The sequence below is a fragment of the Parafannyhessea sp. LCP19S3_B1 genome (assembly GCF_052121955.1).
Taxonomy (GTDB): Bacteria; Actinomycetota; Coriobacteriia; order Coriobacteriales; family Atopobiaceae; genus Parafannyhessea.
In genome coordinates this window covers 1-26501 of record NZ_JBQKDH010000011.1, presented here as the reverse complement: position 1 = coordinate 26501, position 26501 = coordinate 1, and the positions used below count along the sequence as shown (strand labels likewise).

General features: G+C 66.8%; 21 protein-coding genes, 2 tRNA genes and 2 pseudogenes. 22 read left to right on the top strand and 3 right to left on the bottom strand.

All coding sequences use genetic code 11. The features are described from left to right. Positions 1 to 41 precede the first annotated feature (41 nt). Entirely contained in the window at positions 42 to 1259 is a 1218-nt protein-coding gene (locus ACTQWE_RS07265; RefSeq protein WP_441856168.1) for a glycerate kinase family protein, read from the bottom strand. A 157-nt stretch (positions 1260 to 1416) separates the two neighbouring features. On the opposite strand from ACTQWE_RS07265, the gene ACTQWE_RS07260 reads away from it, so the two are divergent. The 15 genes and pseudogenes from ACTQWE_RS07260 (at position 1417) to rplT (ending at position 17312) form a co-directional block, all read left to right on the top strand. Then, positions 1417 to 2805 carry a M18 family aminopeptidase gene (locus tag ACTQWE_RS07260; RefSeq protein WP_441856167.1) on the top strand — a complete coding sequence of 463 codons (1389 nt, stop codon included), beginning with the start codon at positions 1417 to 1419 and terminating at the stop codon, positions 2803 to 2805. A gap of 142 nt (positions 2806 to 2947) precedes the next feature. Next, complete coding sequence (gene tgt, locus ACTQWE_RS07255) at positions 2948 to 4105, top strand: tRNA guanosine(34) transglycosylase Tgt (RefSeq protein ID WP_170104523.1); 1158 nt, start codon at positions 2948 to 2950, stop codon at positions 4103 to 4105. Positions 4106 to 4181: 76 nt separating this feature from the next. Continuing rightward, a complete protein-coding gene (gene secD, locus ACTQWE_RS07250) occupies positions 4182 to 5672 on the top strand; it encodes a protein translocase subunit SecD (RefSeq protein ID WP_441856165.1) in 1491 nt (496 codons plus the stop codon). Further along, positions 5665 to 6636, top strand: a complete 972-nt coding sequence (gene secF, locus ACTQWE_RS07245; RefSeq protein ID WP_441856164.1) for a protein translocase subunit SecF — start codon at positions 5665 to 5667, stop codon at positions 6634 to 6636. The genes secD and secF overlap by 8 nt, the downstream gene beginning before the upstream one ends. 2 nt (positions 6637 to 6638) lie before the next feature. Next, positions 6639 to 10301, top strand: a complete 3663-nt coding sequence (gene recJ, locus ACTQWE_RS07240; RefSeq protein ID WP_441856163.1) for a single-stranded-DNA-specific exonuclease RecJ — start codon at positions 6639 to 6641, stop codon at positions 10299 to 10301. Positions 10302 to 10325: 24 nt separating this feature from the next. Further along, positions 10326 to 12665 (top strand): RelA/SpoT family protein, encoded by a 2340-nt coding sequence (locus ACTQWE_RS07235; RefSeq protein ID WP_170104526.1) that lies wholly within the window; start codon positions 10326 to 10328, stop codon positions 12663 to 12665. Further along, positions 12665 to 13480 (top strand): MBL fold metallo-hydrolase, encoded by an 816-nt coding sequence (locus tag ACTQWE_RS07230; RefSeq protein WP_441856161.1) that lies wholly within the window; start codon positions 12665 to 12667, stop codon positions 13478 to 13480. The genes ACTQWE_RS07235 and ACTQWE_RS07230 overlap by 1 nt, the downstream gene beginning before the upstream one ends. A gap of 57 nt (positions 13481 to 13537) precedes the next feature. Continuing rightward, positions 13538 to 13624 (top strand) — tRNA-Leu (locus ACTQWE_RS07225). A 348-nt stretch (positions 13625 to 13972) separates the two neighbouring features. Continuing rightward, positions 13973 to 14170: pseudogene (locus ACTQWE_RS07220) on the top strand (VG15 protein); the annotation flags it as partial. Positions 14171 to 14173: 3 nt separating this feature from the next. Further along, a complete protein-coding gene (locus ACTQWE_RS07215) occupies positions 14174 to 14641 on the top strand; it encodes a hypothetical protein (RefSeq protein WP_441921506.1) in 468 nt (155 codons plus the stop codon). A gap of 431 nt (positions 14642 to 15072) precedes the next feature. Continuing rightward, on the top strand, positions 15073 to 15546 hold the full coding sequence (locus tag ACTQWE_RS07210) for a hypothetical protein (protein WP_441856159.1): 474 nt from the start codon (positions 15073 to 15075) through the stop codon (positions 15544 to 15546). A 33-nt stretch (positions 15547 to 15579) separates the two neighbouring features. After that, a complete protein-coding gene (locus ACTQWE_RS07205) occupies positions 15580 to 15759 on the top strand; it encodes a hypothetical protein (RefSeq protein WP_441921483.1) in 180 nt (59 codons plus the stop codon). 362 nt (positions 15760 to 16121) lie between these two features. Continuing rightward, entirely contained in the window at positions 16122 to 16700 is a 579-nt protein-coding gene (gene infC / locus ACTQWE_RS07200) for a translation initiation factor IF-3 (protein WP_090846990.1), read from the top strand. 1 nt (position 16701) lies between these two features. After that, positions 16702 to 16902, top strand: coding sequence for a 50S ribosomal protein L35 (rpmI, locus tag ACTQWE_RS07195; RefSeq protein ID WP_154542313.1), 201 nt, complete (start codon positions 16702 to 16704; stop codon positions 16900 to 16902). Between the two features lie 50 nt (positions 16903 to 16952). After that, the gene (rplT, locus tag ACTQWE_RS07190; RefSeq protein WP_154542312.1) at positions 16953 to 17312 is read left to right on the top strand and encodes a 50S ribosomal protein L20; all 360 of its coding nucleotides are present in this window, start codon (positions 16953 to 16955) and stop codon (positions 17310 to 17312) included. A gap of 126 nt (positions 17313 to 17438) precedes the next feature. On the opposite strand, the gene ACTQWE_RS07185 is transcribed toward rplT, so the two are convergent. Both ACTQWE_RS07185 and ACTQWE_RS07180 read right to left on the bottom strand, forming a co-directional pair. Continuing rightward, the gene (locus tag ACTQWE_RS07185; RefSeq protein ID WP_441856155.1) at positions 17439 to 17990 is read right to left on the bottom strand and encodes a hypothetical protein; all 552 of its coding nucleotides are present in this window, start codon (positions 17988 to 17990) and stop codon (positions 17439 to 17441) included. 129 nt (positions 17991 to 18119) lie between these two features. After that, positions 18120 to 19319 (bottom strand): MraY family glycosyltransferase, encoded by a 1200-nt coding sequence (locus ACTQWE_RS07180; protein ID WP_441856153.1) that lies wholly within the window; start codon positions 19317 to 19319, stop codon positions 18120 to 18122. A 457-nt stretch (positions 19320 to 19776) separates the two neighbouring features. Between ACTQWE_RS07180 and ACTQWE_RS07175 the strand changes: the two genes are divergently transcribed. The 7 genes and pseudogenes from ACTQWE_RS07175 to ACTQWE_RS07145 form a co-directional block, all read left to right on the top strand. Then, positions 19777 to 19852 (top strand) — tRNA-Ala (locus ACTQWE_RS07175). Between the two features lie 56 nt (positions 19853 to 19908). Next, the gene (locus ACTQWE_RS07170) at positions 19909 to 20880 is read left to right on the top strand and encodes a radical SAM protein (RefSeq protein ID WP_441856151.1); all 972 of its coding nucleotides are present in this window, start codon (positions 19909 to 19911) and stop codon (positions 20878 to 20880) included. Positions 20881 to 20935: 55 nt separating this feature from the next. After that, the gene (locus ACTQWE_RS07165; RefSeq protein WP_441856149.1) at positions 20936 to 21250 is read left to right on the top strand and encodes a hypothetical protein; all 315 of its coding nucleotides are present in this window, start codon (positions 20936 to 20938) and stop codon (positions 21248 to 21250) included. A gap of 82 nt (positions 21251 to 21332) precedes the next feature. Continuing rightward, entirely contained in the window at positions 21333 to 22814 is a 1482-nt protein-coding gene (locus tag ACTQWE_RS07160) for a nicotinate phosphoribosyltransferase (RefSeq protein WP_441856147.1), read from the top strand. Between the two features lie 124 nt (positions 22815 to 22938). Further along, positions 22939 to 24783 carry an arginine--tRNA ligase gene (gene argS, locus ACTQWE_RS07155; RefSeq protein WP_170104535.1) on the top strand — a complete coding sequence of 615 codons (1845 nt, stop codon included), beginning with the start codon at positions 22939 to 22941 and terminating at the stop codon, positions 24781 to 24783. A gap of 231 nt (positions 24784 to 25014) precedes the next feature. Beyond that, positions 25015 to 25671 (top strand): MarR family transcriptional regulator, encoded by a 657-nt coding sequence (locus ACTQWE_RS07150; RefSeq protein ID WP_441856145.1) that lies wholly within the window; start codon positions 25015 to 25017, stop codon positions 25669 to 25671. Between the two features lie 385 nt (positions 25672 to 26056). Further along, positions 26057 to 26501: pseudogene (locus ACTQWE_RS07145) on the top strand (hypothetical protein); the annotation flags it as partial.

Here is a 26501-nt window from a genome sequence, read left to right as displayed (position 1 = left end):
TCCGTCGCGGCGTGGCGGGTCGGTCTCCCTAGGGTAGCAGTTTAGCGCGGCGGCACCGCGCGGCGAGCCGGCGCCGGGTCCGGTGCGGGCATGGCCATGGGCGAGGCCGACGGCGTGGACTCGCGCGCGCCAAGGCGGGCGCCTGCGGCAAGGGCCGAGAAGAGCCGCTCCGCCGTCTGGGCATAGAGCTCGGTGGCGTGGGCGAGCGCGTAGTCCAGGGTCATGGGGCCGCTTGTGGTGGGAAAGACCGCCGTGACGCCCGTCGGCGGCGTGGCACCGGGCTCCACGGAGCCGACGACGGCCACACATGGCACGCCCGCGCGGGCGCACGCGGCGGCGATGCCGGCCACGACCTTGCCGTGCGCCGTCTGGGCGTCGAGGCGGCCCTCGCCCGTGACCACGAGGTCCGCGTCTTGAAGCAGCCGGTCGAAGCCCACGAGCGAGAGCACCCGCTCGATCCCCGGCTCGGCGCGGGCGCCCAGAAACGCCAGGCAGCCGGCACCCATGCCGCCGGCGGCGCCGGCACCGGGGACGTCGAAGCTCGCGCCGAACGTGCGCCGGAGCACGCGGCAGTAGTTCGCCATGCCGCGCTCCAGCCGCTCGACGCACGCGGCGTCCGCGCCCTTCTGCGGGGCGAACGTGCGCGTGGCGCCACTTTGGCCCAGAAGCGGGTTGTCCACGTCGCACATAACGGTGAAGCTCGTCCGCCCAAGGCGCGCGTCCGCGTGGGAGCGGTCGATGGCGCGGACCAGCGCGAGGTCGCCGCCACGCCCGGCAAGCTCTTCTCGCCCGGCGCCAAGCAGGTGAAACCCCAGCGCGCGCATGCAGCCCATGCCGCCATCGTTCGTGGCGCTGCCGCCGAGGGCGATGGTGACGTCGCGCGCGCCGTGGTCGAGTGCGTCGCTTATAAGCTCGCCCACGCCCGCGGTGCTGGCGGCCTCGACGTCGCGCTCCGCCGGCGCAACGAGGGGCAGCCCCGCCGCCGCGGCCATCTCTATCACGGCGCGGCCGTGGGGAAGGAGCGCGTAGGAGGCCGCGATTGGCCTGCCGAGGGCGTCGTGCGCCGCCGCCCGCACCATGCGGCCGCCCTGCGCGAGGGCGAGCGCCTGCGCGGTGCCCTCGCCGCCGTCGGCCATTGGGACAGCCCGCGTGCGGCAGCCGGGGAAGTGCCGCCGCGCCGCAGCAGCGAGGAGCTCTGCCGTCTGGGCGGAGCTCAGCGTGCCCTTGAGGGAATCCGATGCGAACAGAAAGCGTGGCACTGTGCCTCCTCTATGCGCGCTCGAGCGGGTGCGGCCGCGCGCCCTTCTCGCGCGCGTCCCCACCCATGGTAGCGCGCCGGGGGGCTAGGGGTGCGGATGCGCGTATACTCGACTGGTCACACGGACGTCTGTAGGACTTGGCAGGATGGGAGCGGCTATGCAGGACGATGCGCTGGGCGAGGAGACGAGGGACCTGGGGGAGGCGCGGGAGCGCGAGGTGACTCGGGAGGACGTGGCCACGTCCCGCGAGCTGGTGGAGTTCATCCGGCGGAGCCCGAGCATGTTCCACTCCGTCGCGACGATCCGCGACTACCTTGACCGCGCGGGCGCGACGTACCTGCCGGAGGGGAAGGCGTGGCGCCTCGAGCGCGGCGGCACGTACTACACCGTGCGGAACGGCTCGAGCCTCATCGCGTGGCGCGTGGGCGCGGACCTGGACCGCTACCACTTCCAGATGTGCGCCTCGCACACGGACTCCCCCACGTACAAGGTGAAGTCCGTGCCGGAGCTTGCGGGCCCGGGCGAGTACCTGCGCCTGAACGTGGAGGGCTACGGAGGCATGATCGACTCCACGTGGCTCGACCGCCCGCTTTCCGTCGCGGGCCGCGTGCTGGTGCGCGAGGGCGACGCCGTGAGGAGCCGCCTGCTTTATGTGGACCGCGACGTGCTGCTGATTCCGAACGTCGCCATCCACATGAACCGCGACGTCAACAAGGGCGTGGAGCTTAACCGCCAGGTGGACCTGTGCCCGCTTGTGAGCGCGGGCGCGCTTCGCCGCGGCGACTTCGACCGCATAGTCGCGCGCGAGCTGGGCGTGGACGCCGCGGACGTCGTGGCGAAGGACCTGTTTCTGGTGAACCGCCAGGAGGGCCGCGTCTGGGGGTTCGCGAACGAGTTCGTGTCCTCGCCCAAGCTGGACGACCTCCAGTGCGACTTCGTGTCGCTGAAGGCGTTCCTCGCGGCTAGGAACCCGCACGACGTGAGCGTACTCGCGTGCTTCGACAACGAGGAGGTGGGCTCCAACACCAAGCAGGGCGCGCTCTCCACGTTTCTGGCCGACGTGCTGCGCCGCGTGAACGCCGCGCTGGACAGGGGCGAGGAGGAGCTGCTCCGCGCGCTTTCCGCCTCGTTTCTGGTGAGCTGCGACAACGCCCACGCCGTCCACCCAAACCACGGCGAGAAGACGGACGAGGTGAACCACGCCCTCATGAACCGCGGCATCGTCATAAAGGAGGCCGCGAACCAGCACTACACGACGGACGCGTTCAGCCGCGCCGTGCTGAGGGAGGTGTGCGCCCGCGCGGGCGTGCCCGTGCAGACGTTCGCGAACCGGAGCGACTCCGCGGGCGGCTCGACGCTGGGCAACCTCTCGAACATGCAGGTGAGCGTGCACGCCGTGGACTTTGGCCTTGCGCAGCTGGCCATGCACTCGAGCTTTGAGACCGCGGGCGTGAAGGACACCGCGTACGGCATCCGCGCGCTCACGGAGTTCTACGCCGCAGACATAGAGGTGGACGGGGCCGACGGCTTTCGCATCGGCCGGTAGCGCGCGCCCTTCTCGCCCTGCGCGCCCCGCCGGCGGGCGTCGGGCTTTTCTATAGGCCCCGGCCGTCAGGGCGCTCCGCGCGCCGCGCGGGTGGTAACCTCGACTGCGTAAAAGATTACGAGAAGTGCGAGGAATCCCACCCATGAGCGAACCCCAGACCCCAGAGAGCCGCTGGTTCACCTACGACGTCGTCGCAGAGGACCCGACGACGCACGCGCGCGCCGGCGTGCTGCACACCCCCCACGGCGACGTGCCGACGCCCATCTTCATGCCCGTCGGCACGAAGGCCACGGTCAAGGGCATCCTGCCGTCCCAGCTGGAGCGGCTGGGCGCCAAGATCGTCCTGGCGAACACGTACCACCTGGCCAACAGGCCGGGCGAGGACCTCGTGGCCGAGATGGGCGGCCTGCACGAGTTCATGCGCTGGGACCGCCCGATCCTCACGGACTCCGGCGGCTTCCAGGTGTTCAGCCACGGCGAGTTCACGCGCCTCACGAACGACGGCGTGGAGTTCAGGACCGTGGACTACGACGGCCGCCACGTGTTCTGGACGCCCGAGAAGAACATGGAGATCGCGCAGAAGCTCGGCGCGGACATCGTGATGCAGCTGGACCAGTGCCCCGGCTACCCGTCGCCGCGGCCGTTCGTGGAGCGCGCCGTGGAGCTTTCCAGCATGTGGGCCGAGCGCTGCTTCAGGGCGCACACCCGCGCCGACCAGGCGCTGTTTGGCATCGTGCAGGGTGGCATGGACCTGGACCTTCGCCTGAGGTCGCTTCGCCACCTCGAGGAGTGCGGCGACTTCCCCGGCTACGGCATCGGCGGCTACTCCGTGGGCGAGGACCACGACACCATGTTCGAGTCGCTGGCGCCGCTCGCGAGCGAGTACATGCCCAAGGGCAAGCCGCGCTACCTCATGGGCGTCGGCAATCCCACGACGCTCGTGCACGGCGTGGAGTGCGGCATCGACATGTTCGACTGCGTGCTGCCCACCAGGACCGCGCGCATGGGCTCGGCGTTCTCGAGCGAGGGACGCCTCAACTTCCGCAACGCCCGCTTCACGCACGACCACGGCCCCATCGACCCGGACTGCACCTGCCCGGTGTGCACGGGCGGCTACACGCGCGCCTACATCCACCACCTGGTGAAGCAGAAGGAGATGGTGGGCTCGATCCTGCTGTCGCTGCACAACGTCTACTACCTGCTCGAGCTCATGCGCCGCGCGCGCCAGGCCATCGTGGAGCACCGATACGGCCAGTTCGTGAGCGAGTGGGACCAGCTTCCGGCCGCCCAGGACTGGTAGACCGCCCGCCAAGTGGGCTATTATGGACAAGTTGAATAAATCGGGGGCACGGCCCCCACAGACAGAAGGCTTTGCTATGGCTCGAGAGAAGAAGAACTCTGAGTCCCTCTCCGGCGTCGACCGCTGGAACGCGACGGAGGGCGCGGCTCGTCCCAAGGCCGCGCGCAAGGGGCGCCGGGGCAGGAAGTCGGACCCGCGCCGCAGGCGCTACGCGTCCACGCTCGTGGTGCTGCTGGCCGTGCTCGTGGCGTGCGTCATCGCGTTCACGCCGGTGGGCGAGAAGATCACCCAGGGACTCGACATCCGCGGCGGCGTGTCCGTCATCATGACGGCGAGCAAGCCGGACGGGTCGGCCCCGTCCGCCGACGACATGGCGACCGCGACCACCATCGTCCAGAACCGCGTGAACTCGCTCGGCGCGTCCGAGACAACGGTCCAGAAGCAGGGCGACAAGTCCATCCTCATCCAGATTCCCGGCGCGACCGACGCGAACCAGGCCATCAAGACCATCGGCCAGACCGGCCTTCTGGAGTTCGTGCGCCTGGACGAGATAGGCGACGCGGACGCCCTCGCGAAGATCAACGCCGGCACGGAGGACGTCAAGCTCAAGAGCGGCACGTACACGCCGTTCATGACGGGCTCGCACATCGACTCCGTGCAGGTGGGGCAGTCCGGCAACTCGCTGTCCGGCGACTACGCCGTCAACATCAAGCTCGACGGCACGGGCAGCAAGATGTTCGCGGACGTCACGGGCGAGCTCGCCCCCACCAACGGCCGCATCGCCATCGTGCTGGACGGCGTCGTGAAGTCCGCGCCGGCCGTCCAGAGCAAGATCTCTGGCGGCGAGGTCTCCATCACCGGCAAGTTCACGCTCAAGGAGGCCCAGAGCCTCAAGACCGTGCTCGACTCCGGCTCGCTCCCCGTCACCCTCAAGTACTCCGAGAGCCGCGTCGTCGGCCCCACGCTCGGCCAGGACTCCCTCACCCAGGGCGTCGTCGCCATCGCGGTGGGCGTCGCGATCGTCGTCGTGTACCTGTTCGTGTTCTACCGCGGCCTCGGCCTGCTCACCCTGGGCTCGCTCGCGGTGTTCGGCATCGTCTACCTCGGCATCCTCGCCACGCTCTCGCACTTCGGCCTGTTCGCGCTCACGCTGCCGGGCCTCGCCGGCGTCGTGCTGACCACGGGCTCCGCCGCGGACTCCTCGATCCTCGTGCTCGAGCGCTTCCGCGAGGAGATCCGCATGGGCCGCGGCGTGCGCGCCGCGTCCGTCTCCGGCGCGAAGCACGGCATCATGACGTCGCTCGACGCGGACGCCGTGCAGCTCGTGACCGCCCTCGCGCTGTTCCTCTTCGCGATCGGCTCCGTCAAGGGCTTCGGCCTCACGCTCGCCCTCGGCATCGCCTGCGACGTCATCACCATGTTCTGCTTCAAGGCGCCGGCGCTCCGCCTGCTCGCCCTCGGCACCATCGAGCGCCACCCCGTCTTCTGGGGCGTCGACCAGGACCTCGCGGAGGCAAAGCGCAGGCAGGATGCCCAGGCGAAGAAGGGAGGTGTCCGGAATGCGTAGCCACTTCGCCCACGAGATTCCGTTCATTCAGCACAGGAGGCAGCTCCTCGGGCTGTCCGTCGTCCTCGTCGCCCTGGCCGTCGTGGGGCTCGTCGCGCGCGGCCTCGTCTTCGGCATCGAGTTCCAGGGCGGCACCGAGATTGACTTCACCAACACCGGGAGCGTCACCATCGCCCAGATGAGGGACGCCCTGTCAGACGCGGGCGAGAAGGACGCGAGCGTCCAGACCACGGTGAGCGACGCCAAGAGCGGCTTCCTCGTGCGCACCGGCACGACGGACCCCTCCACGGCCAACAGGCATGCGGCCGCCGCGGCGAAGGCGCTCGGCCTCACGTCCGAGAACTACACCGTCACGACCATCGGCCCGGACTGGGGCTCGGACGTCACGCGCTCCTCCGCGCTCGCGTTCTGCATCGCCATCGCGCTCATCATCGCGTTCGTCTCCGTCCGCTACGAGTTCAAGATGTCCATCACGGCCGTCGTCGCGCTCCTGCACGACCTCGTGATCACGCTCGGCGTGTACGCGTGGACGCAGACGCCCATCACGCCAAACGTCGTCGCGGCGCTCCTCACCATCATGGGCTACTCGCTCTACGACACCGTCGTCGAGTTCAACCGCGTGAACGAGAACGCGAAGCAGCTGAGGGACGGTGTGCACCGCACGTTCCACCAGATCACGAACTTCTCCATCAACGAGGTCATCGTCCGTACCATCAACACCACCATCACCACCGTGGTGCCGGTCGTCTGCATGCTCGCGCTCGGCGGCTCGACCCTGAAGGACTTCGCCTTCGCCATGCTCGTCGGCGAGCTTCTGGGCACGTACTCGAGCTTCGCCGTCGCGAGCCCGCTGCTCTCCATCTGGAAGACGAGCGAGAAGAAGTGGAAGAGGCTCGAGGAGAAGTACGGGTGGGACGCCGTCGACACCCCCTCCGAGCCCGTCGCCGCCAAGGACGCTGAGTAGGGGTGTCCGGGCTCGCTGACAGCCGCAGGTGGGACATCCTGCCAGGGGACGCCTCCGCGGAGCGCGCCCTCATGGAGGGCTGCCACGTCCCGGCCATCGTCGCGAGGACGCTCGCGGCCCGCGGCATCGTGACGGTGGAGGAGGCCAGGCGCTTCCTCACGCCGTCGCTCGAGCGCGACTGGGCCGACCCGCTGCTCATCCCCGGGATGGGCGAGGCGGCGGACCGCGTTGAGCGCGCGCTCGACGCCGGCGAGTCCATCGCGGTCTTCGGCGACTTCGACGTGGACGGCATGTCCGCGACCTGCCTTCTGACGCTCGCGCTTCGCGAGCTCGGCGGGAAGGTCCAGCCGTACATCCCCAACCGCTTCGGCGAGGGCTACGGCCTCTCGCGCGACGCGCTCGCCCGCGTCATCGAGGGCTGCCATCCGGACCTCATCGTCACCGTGGACAACGGCATCGCGTCCAGGGCCGAGGTCGACTGGCTCAAGACGCAGGGCATCGACGTCGTCGTGACCGACCACCACGAGCCGGCGGAGCTCGTGCCCGAGGGCGTTCCCGTGACGGACCCCAAGCTCGAGGAGCACAACGTCTCGCGCGAGCTCGCGGGCGCCGGCGTGGCGCTGAAGCTCGCACAGGAGCTCGGCCGCCGCAAGGGCGCGCCAGGGCTGTGGCGCGCGTACACGGAGGTCGCGACCCTTGGCACCATATCCGACATGATGCTCCTCGAGGGCGAGAACCGCGCCCTCGTGGCCGATGGCATCGCGTGCATGCGCAACACCCGGCGCCCGGGCATCGTGGCGCTCGCCGCGACCGCCGGCGTGGACCTTGCGACCATCACCTCGGACGACCTGCCCTTCTCGCTCATACCGCGCCTGAACGCGGCGGGGCGCATGGGCACGACGGACGTCGCGTTCGACCTGCTGCTCACGTCCGACCCCGCGCGCGCCGCGCAGCTGGCCGCCCGCCTGGAGCAGGTGAACACGGAGCGCCGCGAGATCGAGGCGCAGCTCACGGACGAGGCGATGGCGAAGGTCGAGGCCACCTACGACGGCGGCCGCGTCATCGTCGTGGGCGGCGAGGGCTGGCACGAGGGCGTGAAGGGCATCGTCGCGAGCCGCATCACCAACCGCTACCACGTGCCGGCGATCCTGTTCTCCATCTCGGACGGAATCGCCCGCGGCTCCGGCCGCTCCGTGGGCTCGGTCGACCTGTTCCACGCGGTGGAGCAGTGCTCGGACGAGCTCGTGCGCTTCGGCGGGCACGCGGGCGCCGTCGGCGTCACGTGCGACGCCGCGGGCCTCGACTCGTTCAGGCAGTCGCTCGAGGACGTGATGGACGCGCTCCCCGAGGAGGAGTTCGAGGACCGCGGCGAGGTAACCGCGCTCGTGGGCCTGGACGAGATGACGGTCGCGAACATCGACGCGCTCGAGGTGATGCAGCCGTTTGGCCAGGGCAACAAGAAGCCGCTGTTCGGCACGCGTGGCGTCACGATGCGCAACCGCGCGAAGGTGGGCGGCAAGGGCAACCACCTGCGCTTCGTCGCGACGGACGGCGTGAGCAGCGTCGCGGCCATCATGTTCCGCACGCCGCACATCGACCGCGCGGTGGACTGCGACGGCGCGGTCGACCTCGTGTTCGAGCCCGTGAGCGAGACGTGGCAGGGCAGGACGAAGCCAAAGCTCATGGTGCGCGACATCGTATACCGCGACCCCGCGCCCGACGCGCCCGCGGACGGCGACGGCCTCGCCGACGAGCTCTTCTCGCGCGCCGGCGAGATCCTCTCGCGCGACGAGTACGCGGGCGTCGCCGAGGCGAAGTGCTTCTCGACGAAGGTCGTGGGCGTGAGCTTCGACGACCGCCAGTCCGCCGCGGCGTCGCTTGCCGGGGGAGAGGAGCTTGCCCTCGTGCGCCAGAGGGAGAACCCCGCCGACGAGAACGCCATCGCCGTGACGACGGCGGACGGCACGCAGGTTGGCTACCTGCGCCGGCAGATCGCGGCAGCGCTCGCGCCGCTCATGGACGCGGGCGCCACGTACGCCGCGCGCGTGAGCGAGGTCACGGGCGGCACGGGGAAGAAGCCGTCGCGCGGCGTGAACGTCGTGGTGGAGCGCACGTCGGCCGCCGACGGCGACGAGGACGCGCGTGCGACGGCCGGCGCCGTGCGCGGCTACCTCGAGACGCTGTCCGAGGCCGAGCTCACAGAGGAGCTCAGGCGCACCATGATCGGCGAGCACGAGCTGCTCGACGCCCAGAGGCTCGCCCTCGAGCAGCTCGGTCGCGGTGCGTCCACGCTCGCCATCATGGCGACGGGACGCGGCAAGTCGCTCATCTTCCACATCCACGCCGCGCGCGAGGCGATGCTGCGCCACCGCGCGAGCGTGTTCGTGTACCCGCTGCGCGCCCTTGTGGCGGACCAGGCGTACCACCTGTCCGACTCGTTCGGGAGGCTGGGCATGACCGTGCGGGTGCTCACGGGCGAGACGCCGCTGGACGAGCGCGCCCGCACGTTCGACGCGCTCGCCGCGGGCGAGGTGGACGTCGTGCTGACGACGCCCGAGTTCCTCGCGATCCACCGCGACCGCCTCGCCGCGGGCGGAAGGGTGTCCTTCCTCGTGATCGACGAGGCGCACCACGCCGGCGAGGGCGGCCGCGGCGCGTACGCGCAGATGCCGCAGGTGCTCGATGCGCTCGGCCATCCCACGACGCTCGCGGTCACGGCGACGGCGACGGACGACGTGGCGCGCCGGATCTGCGGCCTTTTGGGCATCGCGGAGCAGGACGTGGTGGTCGACCGCTCCGTCAGGCAGAACCTGCACGTGCGCGACCTGCGCGAGCTCCGCGACCGCGAGGCCGTGCTCGTGAACGTGGTGTCGTGCGGCCTCAAGACCGTGGTCTACGTCAACTCGCGAGAGCAGTCCGTCTCGCTCGCGCGCATGCTCAGGCAGCGCGTGCCAGAGCTCGCGCACCGCATCGCGTTCTACAACGCCGGCCTCTCGCGCCAGGACCGCCTGCGCGTGGAGGGGGCGTTCCGCGCGGGCGAGCTGTGCTGCATCGTGAGCACGAGCGCGTTCGGCGAGGGCGTGAACCTGCCGGACATCCGCAACGTGATGCTGTACCACATGCCGTTCGGCGCGACGGAGTTCAACCAGATGAGCGGCCGCGCGGGCCGCGACGGCGCCGACGCCCAGATCTACCTGCTGTTTGGCGCGCGCGACGCACGTATCAACGACAGGATCGTCTCGTCGGCGGCACCGGGCCGCGACGACCTCGTGAGGCTGTACCGGGCCCTGAGGAGCCTGGCCTCGCAGGCGGCCGCCGAGGGAGGCGACGGGTCCTTCTCGGCGTCCAACGCCGACATCGCGCAGTTCGCGCTCGACACGGACCCGCGCTCGCGCCTGGACGAGAAGGGCGTGTCGTGCGGGGTGTCCGTCTTCAGGGAGCTGGGGTTCCTCACCACCTCCGGATACGGGTCCGCTCGCCGAATAGCGATGGTGGATTCTCCGCGCAAGATGGAGCTTGGCGACTCGATTCGCTATCTTGAGGGGCTGCGCTCGCGCGAGGCGTTCGCAAGATTCTGCGAGTGGATACTGGGCGCGGACGCGACCGAGCTGCTCGAGCGCATCAACAGGCCCATCACACCCGGCTTCGGCCACGTGGTAGGCTAGTCGTAACCGACGAGAGGGGTTTTCATGGGAGAGACTTCCGTGGCCACGGGGGAGCCCAGCCGACGAAGGAACGTTCCCCAGGCAGACAACTGGCGCATCCTGCGCAGCACCTGCGCCGAGTACCTAGATGCCGACGGCCTCGCGAAGGTGGAGGACGCGTACAACTTCGCGGCGGATTGCCACCGCGACCAGCGCCGCCGCTCCGGCGAGGCGTACATCAACCATCCCGTCGAGGTGGCGTTCATCCTGGCGAAGGACCTGCGCATGGACGCGGACCCCATCTGCGCCGCGCTGCTTCACGACACGGTGGAGGACACGCCCGTCACCCTGGACGACGTGCGCGAACGCTTTGGCGACACCGTCGCGGAGCTCGTGGACGGCGTGACGAAGCTCACCTCCATCAGCGTGAGCTCCATGGACGAGAAGCAGGCTCTCACGCTGCGCAAGATGTTCCTTGCCATGTCTAAGGACATCCGCGTCGTCATCATCAAGCTCGCGGACAGGCTCCACAACATGCGGACGCTCGCCGCGCTGCCCCCCGACCGGAGGCGCTTCAAGGCGCGCGAGACCATGGACGTGTACGCGCCGCTCGCGGACAGGCTCGGCATCAGCTCCATCAAGTGGGAGCTGGAGGACCTCGCGTTCTTCTACCTCGAGCCGGACGAGTACGAGCGCATCGCGCGCATGGTGCAGGAGACGCGCGCCCAGCGCGAGCAGAACACGCACGAGGCGATCCGCGTGCTCGACGCGGAGCTGAAGCGCGTGGGACTCTCTGGCTACCAGATCACGGGCCGCCCGAAGCACCTGTGGTCCATCTACCAGAAGATGACCCGCAAGAACAAGGAGTTCTCGGACATCTACGACCTCATCGCGCTGCGCGTGCTCGCATGCTCCGTGGGGGACTGCTACTCCGCGCTCGGCGCGGTGCACACGCTGTGGCACCCGCTGCCCGGCCGCTTCAAGGACTACATCGCGATGCCGAAGCCCAATGGCTACCAGTCGCTGCACACGACGGTCATCGGCGCGGACGCCCGTCCGATCGAGATCCAGATCCGCACGTTCGAGATGCACGACCGCGCGGAGTACGGCATCGCCGCCCACTGGCTGTACAAGAAGGCCGGCAACTCCGAGGGCGCCATGTCGAACTCCGACAGGGACATCGACTCGCAGATCAACTGGATTCGTCGCAGCCTGGACTGGGCGACGGACGACGAGATGGGCGATGCGACCGAGTACCTTAACAACCTGAGGGTCGACCTGTTCGAGGACGAGATCTTCGTGTTCACGCCCAAGGGCGACGTCATGAGCCTCAGGCGCGACTCCACGCCGCTCGACTTCGCGTACGCCGTGCACACGGAGGTGGGCAACCACTGCGTCGGCGCGAAGGTGAACGGGTCCGTGGTCCCGCTGACGTACCACCTGGAGAGCGGCGACCGCATCGAGATCCTGACGAACAAGAACTCGAAGCCAAGCCGCGACTGGCTCAACATCGTGGCCACGCCGTCCGCGAAGGCGAAGATCCGCAAGTACTTCACCACGGCCACGAAGACCGACGATGCCGAGCAGGGCAGGAGCGACGTCGCGCACGAGCTTCGCAAGCGCGGCCTTGGCATAAACACGCCACGCACGGTGAAGGCCATAGACGAGGTCGTACGCCAGCTTGACTACGTGCGCGTGGACGACCTGTTCGCGGCCGTCGGAAGCAACAAGGTGTCGTCCAAGCAGATAGCGAACCGCATCGAGGCCGCTCTTGGCAAGGACAGCGCCGAAAAGCAGACCGAGCGGCAGAAGGATGCCGCGAAGCAGCAGGCGATCGAGGAGGACAAGCCGCTCGCCCCGCTTGCCGGCAACTCGCGCTCGCTCGCGAAGCGCCGCCAGGGCAACAACTGCGGCGTGGTGGTGAAGGGCGACCCGGACCTCCTGGTGCACCTCGCGCACTGCTGCAACCCCGTTGCGGGCGACGACATCGTGGGCTTCGTGACGCGTGGCAGGGGAGTGTCCGTCCACCGCGCCACCTGCCCCAACGTGAAGGGCCTCATGCAGCATCCCGAGCGCATGATCGACGTGGAGTGGGACACGACGGGCGCCACGGAGTTCCAGGTGGAGATCGTGGTCGAGGCCACGGACCGCATGGGGCTCCTGAAGGACGTCACCATCGCGATCGGCGACTCCGGCGGCAACATCCTCTCGGCGGCGACGCAGACGGCGAAGTCCGGTGCCGCGCGCCTGAGGTTCCTGATAGCGATTTCCGACGCATCGCGCCTGGCCCCGCTTCTGGCGACGGTCGGCCGCGTGCCGTCGGTGTACAGCGCCCGCCGCATCCTTCCGGGCGAGGGCGCCAACCAGATGAAGAGGAGGGTCTGATGGCCTGCGGAGAAGAGCACGACCACTGCTGCGGCAACCACAGCCACCAGGGCGACGGCGGATGCTGTGGCGGCCACGACCACGACGGCGGCTGCTGCGGCGGTGGCCACGAGCACGACGGCGGCTGCTGCGGCGGCCATGACCACGACGGTGGCTGCTGCGGCGGCGGCTGCTGCGGCGCCGACGACCGCGACCAGATCGCCATGTTCGTCGTGGGTCCCATCGAGACCAACTGCTACGCATACGTGTCGCAGGGAGAGTGCCTCGTGGTCGATCCGGGCAACTCCGGCAAGGCGATAGCGGAGCACCTCCCGCCCGACGTGACGGTGCGCTACATCGTCGCGACCCACGGCCACGGCGACCACGTGGGCGGCGTCAAGGCCCTGAGGGAGGCCACGGGTGCGAAGTACGCGATATCCGCCCGTGATGCGGAGCTCGCGAAGCACGCGGGCGAGAAGAGCGAGCTCGGCCGCTCGTACGATGACAACGCCCCCGACCCCGACCTCACGCTGTCGGAGGGGGACGTCCTCAAGGTCGGGACCGCGGAGTTCAGGGTGCTGGAGATGCCGGGCCACACCCCGGGAGGCATAGTTCTTCTCGGCGGCGGATCTGCGGAGCACGTCTGCTTTGTGGGGGACACGCTGTTTAAGGGATCATGCGGGAGGACCGACCTCGCGGGCGGGAGCCAGGAAGACATGGCGCGCACGCTTGCGCGGCTCAAGCGGGAGATTCCCGCGCACACCAACGTGTTCTGCGGTCACGGCGACCCGACGACCATGGAGGACGAGCTTGCGCAGAACCCGTACCTTCGCTAATTGTGACGGCGGCCTCGCGGAAGCTCTGGTATAGTCTTTCACGCAGGCCGCTTGATTGCCCGAGTGGCGGAATTGGCAGACGCGGCAGACTCAAAATCTGCTACTGGCAACAGCGTGTGGGTTCGAGTCCCACCTCGGGCACCATCTTTTACCAGCGGATATTTCTATATTGAATAATTTGGCAGGCTTGGTTCTATAGCCATTTGACCATTCAACCAGCGTCAGCCTGCCTGTTGCGTGGACCGTCCATCCGTCCTGTCGCCTCCTCCATCGCGGAGACGTCGGGGCGGTTGTTTTTTACTTGCTCGTATGCTTTGAGCGCTTGCAGCCTCTGCCTTTCCGTTCACGTGCGGCGCACGTACGCAACCATACGTCCACAACCATCGCGCGGCTCCCCTTGTACGTGAAGAAGCTGCATAGGTCGCCCGCTCGTCGTCCACGTCTACACGAACGAGCAGGTTATCGTCCTGCGCCGACCTCGCCGCCTACTACGTGCACCGCTCCGCCCTGGAGAACATGGCGCGCAACTGCCACAAGAACGTTGTGAGGTACGCGAACGTCGGGACGGGGCGCGAGACGTTCGGCTGCTGCTTCATGCTCAGCTCTTGCGGGTTCGACTGCCGCAGCGAGATGACGGCGTCGGCGGGGTCGCACGAGCACTGCGACTGCATCATCGTCCCCAGGGTCGACGGCGTGACAGAGATCGACGGGTACGACCCAGATGCGATGCGCAGGCGCTGGACGGAGTGCGCTGACGCCATCGGAGGCGAGAAGGCCATCAGGGGCGAGTTCGACGCCCTCTCAAAGAGCGAGCTCTCAGCCATAAAGGGCAGGAACCGTGAGCAGAAGTGGGTTCGATATCGCAACCACAAGGTAAACCAAGAGGTTGAGACGCGTGACAACGGATGGCTTTATCGTGGTGAGTGTCCGAAACCGACCTTTGCAATTCCGAAGATTGAGAAATCAGTGACCAAAGATAACCCATGGGAGGGGAGAAGCGTGGACAGGTTGGCAATGCTTGGGTTCCGGCAGGACTTCCAATTCGACTATTACTACTACAGAGATGATGATGGCGTGAAACGCCGTCGTGGTCTTCCCGACCTTGCAAATGGGATAGAAATAGAAACGCCACTTACCAGCAAAACCCATACGGAGCAGTAGACAACTATTTCTCAGATATTGCAAACAAAAAGGACGGCGTAAAACGAGTCGCAATCGATAACTTTGAGTCTCTGTTTTCTGACGACGAACTCGAAGATGCGATAAGGGAAAAATCTGCGAGTATGAGCTTCCGCGCGTGTCAATGCTGGACAAAGATGGGAAGTTGAAGGATATAAAGAAGCGGACGTAAAAGGCCAAATTGTAGGCCGAACGTCCGCTTCGCTACCTACAATATCACGACGCATCCTGGCGGAAGACGGTAAAAGCCGCAAAGCCAAGAGGGAGTCCCGAATCGGCCCCTTATCACGCTTGGAATCTAGCCGCACCCGCACGGGAGCGGCTTTTTTCATGCCCGGAGACGGGCGATTCCGCACTGGCGGCCGCACGGCCGGCTACGACGAGCGCCGCACGGCGCAGACAGGGAGACGAACATGGAGAGCGAGAGCAAGCAGGGACCGTCGCTGCCCGAGGAGGTTCATGCGGAGCCGTCCACGGAAGGTGATACCGACTGGAAGGCCATGGCCTGCAAGTGGGATTGCCTGGCGAAGTCGAACTCCGAGAAGGCCAAGTCCTACGACGAGCTCCAGGAGCAGTCCAAGAGCGAGCTCCAGAAGGCGCAGGAGAAGGCCGCCGCCTACAAGAGGCAGGTGGACGAGCTCAACGCCAAGGCGGAGCGAGAAGCCGTCCGCGCGAAGGTAGCGAAGGACACTGGCGTGCCGGCAGAGCTGATCTCTGGTGACGACGAGGAGTCCATGCGAGCGTTCGCACAGGCTGTCGCCAAGTGGGGCAAGCCGTCGAGCGCGCCCCGCACGCGCAGGCCCGGGAGCTTCTCGAACGACGCCGGCGACGGAAAGGACGCCGCAAGGCGAGAGCTCGCCCGCCAGCTGTTCGGCTCCGGAGAGTAGGAAGAGCACTAGCAACGCAGATTGGAGCGGACAATGGCCGCAATGAACACATCCAAGATCGTCCTGCCCGGCGAGGTCGCGCAGGACATCCTGCGCAAGGCGCAGAACAACTCCACCATCCAGGCGCTCTCGCCGAGCACCCCGGCGCTCTTCAAGAACGTCGAGAACGCGGTGTTCACCAAGGAGCCCGAGGCCGAGTCGTCTTGCTGCTAGAGGCGGTACGCCCGCGGTCGATGCCGGTGTGTCCGTACACAGGTGGCAGAGCGACGACTCGAACGCGAACCAGAGGCTGCCGATCGTGCAGTTGGAGCAATGTTTCATCTGCATCAGCAGATGTCGTGGTATTGTGAAGTGGCTGTTTTGGACAGGTTCTGCTTGTCCGCAGCGGGGTGATGAGGTATCTTTATCCCTGTGTGTTGCAAAGCGGGGCTTTGGCCCCCACCTACACGGCGCCTCGTGGCTGCTGTCTGGTCAGACAAAGATTCTTAACCGCCATAGGCGGACGTTGTCTCCTGGACGCATGTCATGCGCCAGGAGTTTTTTGTTGCGACGGATACGTCGCAGATGAAGGGAAGGTGTCAAAGATAGCCAAGAACCAGGGTCCTCGCATCAATGACGAGATCACCGCACGTACTTGCCGTCTGATTGGCGTCGATGGCTCCCAGCTTGGACTGTTCGGCATTCGCGACGCGCAGCGCATCGCAGACGAGCAGAACCTCGACCTCGTGGAGATCGCTCCTAACGCGGAGCCTCCCGTATGCAAGGTCATGGACTATCGCAAGTTCAAGTACGAACAGGACCGCAAGGCCAAGGCCGCGCGCAAGAAGCAGGTCAAGGTCGAGGTCAAGGAAATGAAGTTCAGGCCCAAGATTGACGTGGGCGACTATACGACCAAGAAGAACCACGTCATGCGCTTCCTGAAGAAGGGCGCTCGCGTCAAGGTCACGATCATGTTCCGTGGCCGCGAGATGGCTCATCCAGAGCAGGGCCTCAACGTCCTGAATAGGCTTGCGGACGACCTGAAGCCGTACGCGACGGTCGAGCAGAAGCCTAAGATGGAAGGTCGTAACATGCACATGCTCGTCGCCCCGATCAAGGGCGCCTTCGACGAGAAGGACCTCGAGGACGACAGCGAGAGCGAGAAGGAGAACTAGCATGCCCAAGATGAAGACTCACAAGGGTTCGGCAAAGCGTTTCCGCCGCACCGGCACCGGCAAGATCATGCGTGCCAAGGCTTTCAAGAGCCACATCCTGACCAAGAAGTCCCAGAAGCGCATCCGCGGCTTCCGCAAGGAGGCGGAGCTTGCTCCGGCCGACGTGAAGGTCGTTTCCCAGCGCATGGGTTCCAAGAACTAACGAGGCGCGCACGCGTCATTTGATTGCATTTTCCAAGGAGTTGATTAGATATGGCACGAGTCAAGCGCGCAGTCGCCGGCCGTAAGAAGCGTCAGACCCTGGTGGAGCGCACCAAGGGCTATTACGGAACCTCCTCCCGCACCTTCCGCGGCATGAAGGAGCAGTCGCAGCACAGCGGCCAGTACGCGTACCGCGACCGTCGTAACAAGAAGCGCGACATCCGCGCCCTGTGGATCCAGCGCATCAACGCCGCCGCCCGCATGAACGACCTTTCCTACAGCAAGTTCATGCACGGCCTGAAGCTCGCCGGCGTCGAGCTCGACCGCAAGGTCCTCGCGCAGATCGCCTACGAGGACGAGGCCGCGTTCGCGGACCTCGCAGAGGTCGCGAAGAAGGCCCTCGCCGAGTAGCCTTCGCACGCAAAGGTTGATGGGGTCCCACGGAGAAGTCCGTGGGACCCCTTTCTTGTGCGCGTGTCTCTGGCGCCGGCGCATGGTGAGGCTCGTGTGTGCTGCGCGTGGCGGTGGGCGACCGGGCTACGCACCCCGTTCCGGCGACGCGTCGTGGATCGCGTCACGGTCCACCTTGCCATCATGCGCCTGCTGCCGGAGCTCGTCCTGGCCCTTGCGCCGGACGTGCTCGATGGCGTCAGAGAGCTCCTCGGGGCCCTCGAGGGCCTCTTCGAGCCCCGATAGGTCGCCCTTCTCGCCGAGCGCACCGTAGAGCTCCCGCACCATGTCGAGCGTGGCCTGACCGCCGTCGGCAAAGCCCTCCTCGTACTCGGACCTCAGGATGTTCTCGAGAGGGCCGTTGAGGCTGTTCTCGAGGCGAACGGCATCCAGGGCGAACCCTGGCTCGCAGAACGGGAAGAACGGGCCCGTGGCGTCGTCGGGAGGCTCGAGCCCCTGGTCGCCCGGGTTCGTATCGCCGGTGTCGATACGCGAGAAGGCGTCGTCGGGCGCGCCGTCCCCGCGGAACAGATCGCGCGCCACCTCCCTGCGAAGCTGGTGGCCCAGGAATGCCGAGAAGAGCCTCTCGTCGTGGCCGAGGACCTCCCGGAAAAGCTCGTGCTGCGCGGTTGCTGCCATGCCTTGCTCCCTCCGTCGTCGCTTATGGTGGGAACAGGCTATTACTTGGGTCTGGCAGTAGGCTTCCTTTGGGTCGCAGCTGGCTTTCGCGCTGCGTCATGTCTTGCATAACGCGAGGTAGAAGGCTTGTTAGTGGTGCCTGTGGAGGCGCTTGGCCTGACGCGCCTCGAACTTCTCCTCTTCTTCTACAAATTCGGGGTCCTGGGGGGACACGAGCTCGTCGTCGCCGGTCTTGGGATCGGTGTGGTGGAGGAGCACGGGCCTGAAGAGGTGAAGCTTGCCTGCGATGAGCGCGGAGACGAGGAGGAGCGACGCGAAGATCGCGATGCGGGGCATGACGGAGACCTGGGTCATGAGGAAGGTCCCGAGGCAGAGCAGCGCCGTCCACGCGTACATGATGAGGACCGCCTGGCGCTGGTTGAAGCCCTCGGCGATGAGGCGGTGGTGGATGTGGCCACGGTCCGCCTGGCCGATGCTGACGTGGGCGCGCTTGCGGCGGACGATGGCCGAGAACGTGTCGATGATGGGGATGCCGGCGATAACGAGCGGGACGATGATAGTGGTGAGGCCGGCGACGCGCGTGACGGAGAGCATGGAGACGATGCCGAGCGTGTAGCCGAGGAGGAGGGAGCCGGAGTCTCCGAGGAATATGCTCGCCGGGTTGAAGTTGTAGCGCAGGAAGCCGAGCGTGGCGCCGGAGAGCGCGATGGCGAGGGCCGCGGCGTCCGTCCTGCCGGACATGACGGAGAGTATGAACATCGTGAAGCTCGCGATGCAGGCGAGCCCGGAGGCGAGGCCGTCGAGCCCGTCGATGAGGTTGAAGATGTTGACGTACGCGACGAGGTAGACGATGGTGATGGGGTAGGTCCAGGCGCCGAGGTAGAACGCGCCCTCCGTCGCAGGGTTCACGATGACGCCGATGACGACGCCGGACGCGACGGCCAGGAGCGACGCGATGACCTGCCCGAGGAGCTTCTGCAGGGGCTTGAGCTGGAACACGTCGTCCAGGACGCCCGTGAGGAATATGGCTACGAACCCGCAGACAAGAAGCTTGTAGTTGACGTTCTGGAGGAAGGGCGCCGGCATGAGCACCATTGGCCAGTCGAGGAACTTGGTGCCGAGGTACTGCACGACAAGCGCCGCGATGATGCCGGTGAAGACCGCGATGCCGCCCATGCGCGGAATGGGGCGCGTGTTGATCCTGCGCTTGTCGGGATAGTCGACGGCGCCGAGCCTCCAGGCGACGCGCCTTGCGAGCGGGGTCGTGACCAGTGCCGCCAACAGCGCCGCGACGAAGAGGCAGAGGTATGGCAGCCAAGGCCGATACATGCACCCTCCTCCCGCTTTGGCACCGCCAGAAACAACAGTTAACATGGCAATGATACAGGATGAGCCCGCACGACGCGCGCGCGGTCCACAAATATGAAAAAGGGCCCCCGAAAGCGGTAGGCCACAATTCCTAATGTTGGCAGGATGGGGCTTCAAGTCAAGACTGTTTTTTCGGCGGCGGTCCCGTATAGTCATAGGTGTCGTTCCCCTGCGGACACAATTGGGTGAACCGACAAGCGTTTTGAGGGAGCCCAGATATCGTTCCCAGTACAGGCATCCTCCGTTGCTGAGGAAGCTGGAACAGACGACGAGGGCACCCACCTGAGAGAGGTGGGTTCATTTCGCAACCGCAGGGGGCGACTTTTTCTTGCCGAGAATGTGACGAGAAAATCGTTCGAGATTTAGGGTTGACACGGACTAGGGTTCTTGCAACAATACTTCTCGCGCGAATTGCTCTGGGGATGTAGCTCAGCTGGGAGAGCGCTGCCTTCGCAAGGCAGAGGCCGAGGGTTCGAATCCCTTCATCTCCACCATTTGGAACCAGTGCCCGGATGCATTGCATCCGGGCTTTTTTGTATGCGAGGACTGGATGGAAATCGGCTTTGGCATGTACGACGGCTGCGAGCTGTGCCCGAGGAGGTGCCACGCGCGCAGGTCTTCCGGACGCGCCGGCCTCTGCGGCGCGACGGCCACGCTGAGGGTCGCGAGGAGCGCGCTCCACTTCTGGGAGGAGCCGCCCATATCGGGGGAGTCCGGCTCCGGCGCGATCTTCTTCACGGGATGCCCCCTGAGGTGCGTGTTCTGCCAGAACCACGAGATATCGCAGGAGGGCTTCGGGCTGGAGGTTACGTGCGAGCGCCTTGCCCAGATGATGCTCGAGCTGAAGGCGCAGGGCGCGAACAACATAAACCTCGTGACGCCGATGCACTTTGCCCCGCACGTGAGGAAAGCGGTGCTCGAGGCAAAGGCCCATGGCATGGACCTGCCCATCGTATGCAACACCTCTGGCTACGAGAACGCGGAGGTCGTGCGGGCCATGTCCGACGTCGTCGACATCTGGCTCACGGACTTCAAGTACGCGTCGCACCTCGTGTCGGGGTCGCTGTCCGCGGTGCCGGACTACCCCCAGAGGGCCGAGGAGGCTCTCCGGGAGATGCTTGCCGCCGTGAGGGCGGCGGGCGGGCGTAGCGAGGACGCGCGCGGCATCATGCGGCGCGGCATCATCGTGAGGCACCTGGTGCTGCCGGGGCACGTGCAGGACTCGCTCGCGGTGCTGGACCGCGTGTGGGGGCTGTGCGGCAACGAGGTGGACCTCTCCGTCATGAACCAGTACACCCCCAACGAGGGGTGCAGGCTGGCCGGGGGAGACCTGGCGCGCGCCGTGACGGACGAGGAGTACGAGGCCGTTCTCGACCACGCGGACGACCTTGGGTTCGAGCGCATGTGGTGGCAGCAGGGCGGCACGGTGTCCGAGAGCTTCGTCCCGGCGTTCGACGCGACGGGCGTAGAGGGCCCGGAGCTTTCCTGCGATGACGGGGGCGGGCCCAAGGCGCGCGCCTAGCGGGCGAGAAGGACGAGGCGGCCGCCCGGTGGCGGCCCGTGAGCGAGGAGCAGACATGGCGGCAGAGAACGGCGGACTGAGCGACGACGAGCGCAGGGAGCTCGAGGAGCTGCGAGCCGAGAAGGCGCGTCGCGACCAGGCGCGGGAGGTCCAGCGCGAGCGCGCGGAGCTCCAGAGGCTGAAGGCGGAGCAGGAGCGCACGCGCGCGGAGGCCGAGCGGGACCGCAGGACGCGGGAGCTTCGCGAGAGGAACGCGAAGCTCATGGAGCCCGACGACGACCTGAGGATGCCGACGGGACAGAAGGTGGTCCTTCTCGCCCTGGCGGCCATCACGGTCGCGATCGTGCTGGTGATGACGCTCGGCCACTAACGTGCGGGCCCGTTCGTCGCGTGAGTGGTACCCTTCTGTCGTTGGACTATGTCATGGGACAACCAAGACGGAGGAGACCGCAATGGCACTGACGGACGCGACCAAGCCGACAGACGTGGCGCTTAACACCGACCTGTACGAGCTGACGATGGCGCAGGGGTTCTGGGAGTCGGGACTCGCGGACGCCGAGGGGTGCTTCAACGTGTTCTTCCGCGATGCGCCGTTTGGCGGCGGCTACGCGGTGGCGTGCGGCATGGGGCAGATCGCCGACCTCGTGGAGAACTTCGTGTTCGAGGACGACGCGATCGAGTACCTCTCTGGGGTGCAGGCGCCGGGAGGCGGCCCCATGTTCAAGGAGGGCTTCCTGAGGTACCTGCGCGACTTCCGCATGAGGGTCTCCGTGTGGGCCGTGCCCGAGGGCGAGCTCGTGTTCCCACGCGAGCCCATGGTGAGGGTCGAGGGCCCGCTGATTGACTGCCAGCTGCTCGAGACCGCGCTGCTGAACCTCGTGAACTTCCAGACGCTCGTCGCGACGAAGACGGCCCGCGTGGTCCACGCGGCGGAGGGGCACCCCGTGTCCGACTTTGGCCTGCGCCGCGCCCAGGGGCCGGACGGGGGCCTCGCCGTGGCCCGCGCGTCGTACATCGGCGGCGCCAGCTCCACCTCGAACGTGCTCGCGGGCAAGATCTACGGGATTCCCGTGTTTGGCACACACGCCCACTCGTGGGTGATGGCGTTTCCGACCGAGCTCGACGCGTTCCGCGCGTTCGCGAAGACGAGCCCGAAGAACTGCGTGCTGCTGCTTGACACGTACGACGTGCACCAGGGGATAAGGAACGCGATCACCGTCGCGAAGGAGATGGAGCAGGCAGGCGAGCGCCTGGCCGCCATCCGCATAGACTCCGGCGACCTCGCGAAGCTGTCGAAGGAGACGCGCGCCGCGTTTGACGAGGCCGGCCTCGACTACGTGAAGATCTCCGTGTCGAACGACCTGGACGAGTACACCATCCAGTCGCTGTTTGCGCAGGGCGCGCCCATCGACTCGTTCGGCGTGGGCACGAAGCTCGCGACGTGCGACCCGCAGCCCTCGCTCGGCGGGGTGTACAAGCTCTCGGCGACGCGGGCGACGCCCGATGACGCGTGGGACCCCGTCATCAAGCTGAGCGAGATGGCGTACAAGCGCACGATCCCCGGCGTGCAGCACATCCGCCGCTACTACGACGAGGCCGGGTGCCCCATGGGCGACATGATCGTGGACGACTCCGTCAAGGGCGACGACGACGCGACCATCGTGGACGTGCTGGACGAGCTCACGACGTACGACGTGAGCGGCGGCACCCCCCGCGAGCTGATGGAGCAGCTGGTGGAGAAGGGCGTGCGCACCAAGGACCCGGACACCATCGAGCAGGCGAAGGCCCGCTGCCGCGAGGCGCTCATGCACCTGGACCCGTCCGTGAGGCGCTTCCTCAACCCGCAGATCTACCCCGTGGGGCTGGAGCGCGGGCTCGCGAGGCTCAGGAGCGACCTTGCCCGGGCCGAGCAGAGGGACTCTGGCCGGAGGTAGCGTCCTTCTCGCCCGGCGAAAACAGTCGCATACGCGTTGCCTTTCTTGGAGTGCCGCACATGGGTGCGGCACTCTGCTAGACTATCCACAAAATGTGTCTCAAACCAAAGGAGAAGGAGCCAGTATGCCGGAGACCATAGAGGAGCTTGTCAAGCAGGCGATCGCCGCGGCGCAGTCCGCAGGCGACCTGCCGGAGTTCGAGGTGAAGGAGCTCGGCGTCGAGCGTCCCGCAGACACAACCAACGGCGACTGGAGCACCACCGTCGCGATGCGCTCCGCGCGCCTTGCCCACATGGCCCCCGCGAAGATCGCGCAGGCGATCGTCGCCCACATGCCTAAGAGCGGCGCAGTCTCCAAGGTGGAGGTCGCCGGCCCCGGCTTCATCAACTTCTACCTGAACGCCTCCGCGAACAACGAGGTGCTGCAGGAGGTGCGTGAGAAGGGCGCCGACTGGGGCAGGAGCGACCTCGGCCACGGCCTGAAGCTGAACTACGAGTTCATCTCAGCGAACCCGACCGGCCCCCTGCACGTGGGCCACGGCCGCTGGGCGGCGCTTGGCGACTCCATGTGCAACGTGTTCGACTTCACGGGCTACCACGTGGACCGCGAGTACTACATCAACGACCACGGCTCGCAGATGGACGTGTTCGGGCGCTCCGTCCAGAGGCGCTACCTGCAGCTTGAGGAGATCATGCGCGAGGACGCCTGCGACCTGGACGCCGCGCACGACAAGCTGCTCGCCGACCGCAAGGCCTACGTCGAGGACGAGGACGACGAGCACCCCGAGACCCACCCGTACATGGACGCCTTCAACGAGGAGCTTGGCGGAAACTCCTACGGCGGCGACTACATCGTGGACATCGCGCGCGAGTTCGTGGCCTCCGACGGCGACAAGTGGGTGGACGTGCCCGTTGAGGACTCCCTGGAGCAGTTCCGCGAGCGCAGCTACAAGTCCATGCTCGCACGCATCAAGGCTACGTGCGACGAGGTCCGCTGCCCGTTCGACCTGTGGTTCTCGGAGCGCTCGCTCTACGTGAAGGACGAGTCCGGCACCTCGCAGGTCGACCGCGCGTTCGACAAGCTCGACAAGATGGGCTACCTGTACAAGACCGACGACGGCGCCCTGTGGTTCAAGTCGACCGCCCTCGGCGACGACAAGGACCGCGTCCTCATCAAGTCGAACGGCGAGTACACCTACTTCGCGTCCGACGTCGCCTACCACTGGAACAAGTTCCAGCGCGACGACTACTCCATCGACCTGTGGGGCGCCGACCACCACGGCTACATCGCCCGCGTCACGAACGTGTGCGACGCCCTTGGCTACCCCGGCAAGTTCGAGGTCGACCTTGGCCAGTTCGTCAACCTGCTGAGGAACGGCGAGCCCGTCCGCATGTCCAAGCGCAAGGGCACGATGATCACCTTCCAGGAGCTCATCGACGAGGTGGGCGTCGACGCGACGCGCTACACCCTCGTGTCCAAGTCCTCGAACCAGACCATCGACTTCGACATCGAGGCCGTGAAGCAGCGCAGCAACACGAACCCCGTGTACTACGTCCAGTACGCGCACGCGCGCGTCTGCTCCATCCTGCGCAAGGCCGCTGGCGTGAGCGAGGACGAGGCGCTCGAGCTTGGCATGGAGAAGGTCGCCCAGAGGGCCATCGGCGACTCCGTCGACCTGTCGCTTCTTACCGATCCGACCGAGGCCGCGCTCGCCCGCAAGATCTCCGAGTTCCCCGACCTCGTGGCTGGCTGCGCGCGCGACCGTGCGCCGTTCCGCCTGACGCACTTCGCCGAGGAGCTTGCAGGCGCGTTCCACGGGTTCTACGCGAACTGCCAGGTCCTTCCGAGCGAGGGTCGTCCCGTCGACCCCGAGGTCTCGAAGGCCCGTCTCGTCGCGTGCGACGCCGTGCGCATCAACCTCGAGGTCGCGCTCAAGCTCATCGGCGTGTCCGCACCGGACGTAATGTAGGCAAGCTAGCGCGTGACGTTGCGGCATTTATCTTTCTAATTGGTAACGTTACGGGCACGATTGTTAAGTTTCCGTACGTCGCTTAATTTCATGTTGTATCGTGTGGGAAGCGATGGCCCATGCGCGAGGTGCGTCCCATCGGCTAAGATGGGGCGCGCCTTGCCATAGGCGAGCGCAGCAAGTAAGCGATACAGAGAGAGCTGTAGGTCTCACATGGACGCACGAGAATACTTGTCAATCCGCAAAGCGTACAACCTCGTTAGGCAGAATGCGGACAAGCCCGAGAGGCTGTCCTTCTCGGAGTTTTCGATCCTTTGCAGGCTCGCGAACTGCGAAGGCGGGATGCGTACGTCCGACATAGCGGATTACCAGCACGTCCTGCGTCCCACCATGACGCACAGGACGAAGCACCTCGCGTCGATGGGCCTCATCGAGCGCGAGCAGGGCTCCGACGACAAGCGAAACATATTCTGCACGATATCGTACAAGGGGCTCACGGTCGTGGACAGTCTGTGCGAGGCGACGCGATCGGCCATCCGCCCGCAGGAGCCGCTCTCGCGCACGACGGCGAGCCGCATCCGCGCGTACGTGGACGCCATGGGCTCCCTGAACTGCGACGCAAGCGAGCTCATACTGCTTGGCATCTACGTGCTGGACGGGGATGAGCACACTATCAGCGCGCTGGTGGATGCGCTTGGGCTGCTGCAGCCGACGGTCTCGATGTCCGTGGCCGCGCTCGAGGGCGACGGCTATGTGCAGAGGATCGGCGACAGCCGCCACGGGTTCCACGTGGGGCTAACCGAGACGGGCGGCGAGGCGGCGCGCGGCATCGTGAGCCGGATAGGCGAGCTGGTAGTGAGGCGCCGCCGCAGGCTCAAGGCAGAGTAGCGAGGCGTCGCGCAACAAAACGAGGGTGGCGCGTCCGTGCGGGGTCCTTCCAGGAGGGCCCCCGCACTCTTGTGGCCCGCGGCCACGTGACGGCCCCTGCGCGACCGCGGCCATGGGGCCACGCCCTTCTCGCCCGCGCCCGTGCGGTCGCGGGGAATTCCGTTGCGCAAAACGGGTTGCCGAGGTTGTGTTTCGCGGGGGAAATGGTATAGTGAAGCCAAATTTGCGCATGGTCGCATTCTTTATCTCGCGCACAAGCCTCACCACTTAAACGGAGCCAAGGTAGCCAGGCCTCAGGAACGCTGGGGCGGCGTGTCTGCCAGCGTTTTGGGCTCCAATCCCACCGAGGCCGCGGTTGCGCAAGGAGACTTTAGAAAGGTCCTTAATGGAGGAAGACAACCAGCCTACCAGCATGCCGGCGCCGCAAGAGGGCGAGGCGGCGGCACAGCCCGCCGAGCAGAAGCCGCGGCGACGCAGTCGCGTAACGAAGAAGACCGCGGAGGAGAGCGCCCAGCCGGCGGACGCCCCCCAGGGAGCGGAGCAGGCGCCGGAGGGCGAGAAGCCCAAGCGCACGACGCGGAGGCGCTCTGCGAAGAAGGCGGCCGCCGAGGGCGAGCAGCCGAAGGTCGCCGACGAGGCCGGTGCCCCGACGGCAGAGGGCGATGCCCCCGAGGCGGAGAAGAAGCCCGCGCGCCGTCGCGGTCGCGCGCGCAAGGCGGAGCCCCAGCAGGGCGAGGGCGAGGACGCCCGGGCGGAGGCCCAGGGCGAGGCCGAGGCGCCGAAGCCGCGCCGCCGCGGCAGGAAGCCGAAGGCCGCCGAGGGCGCCCAGG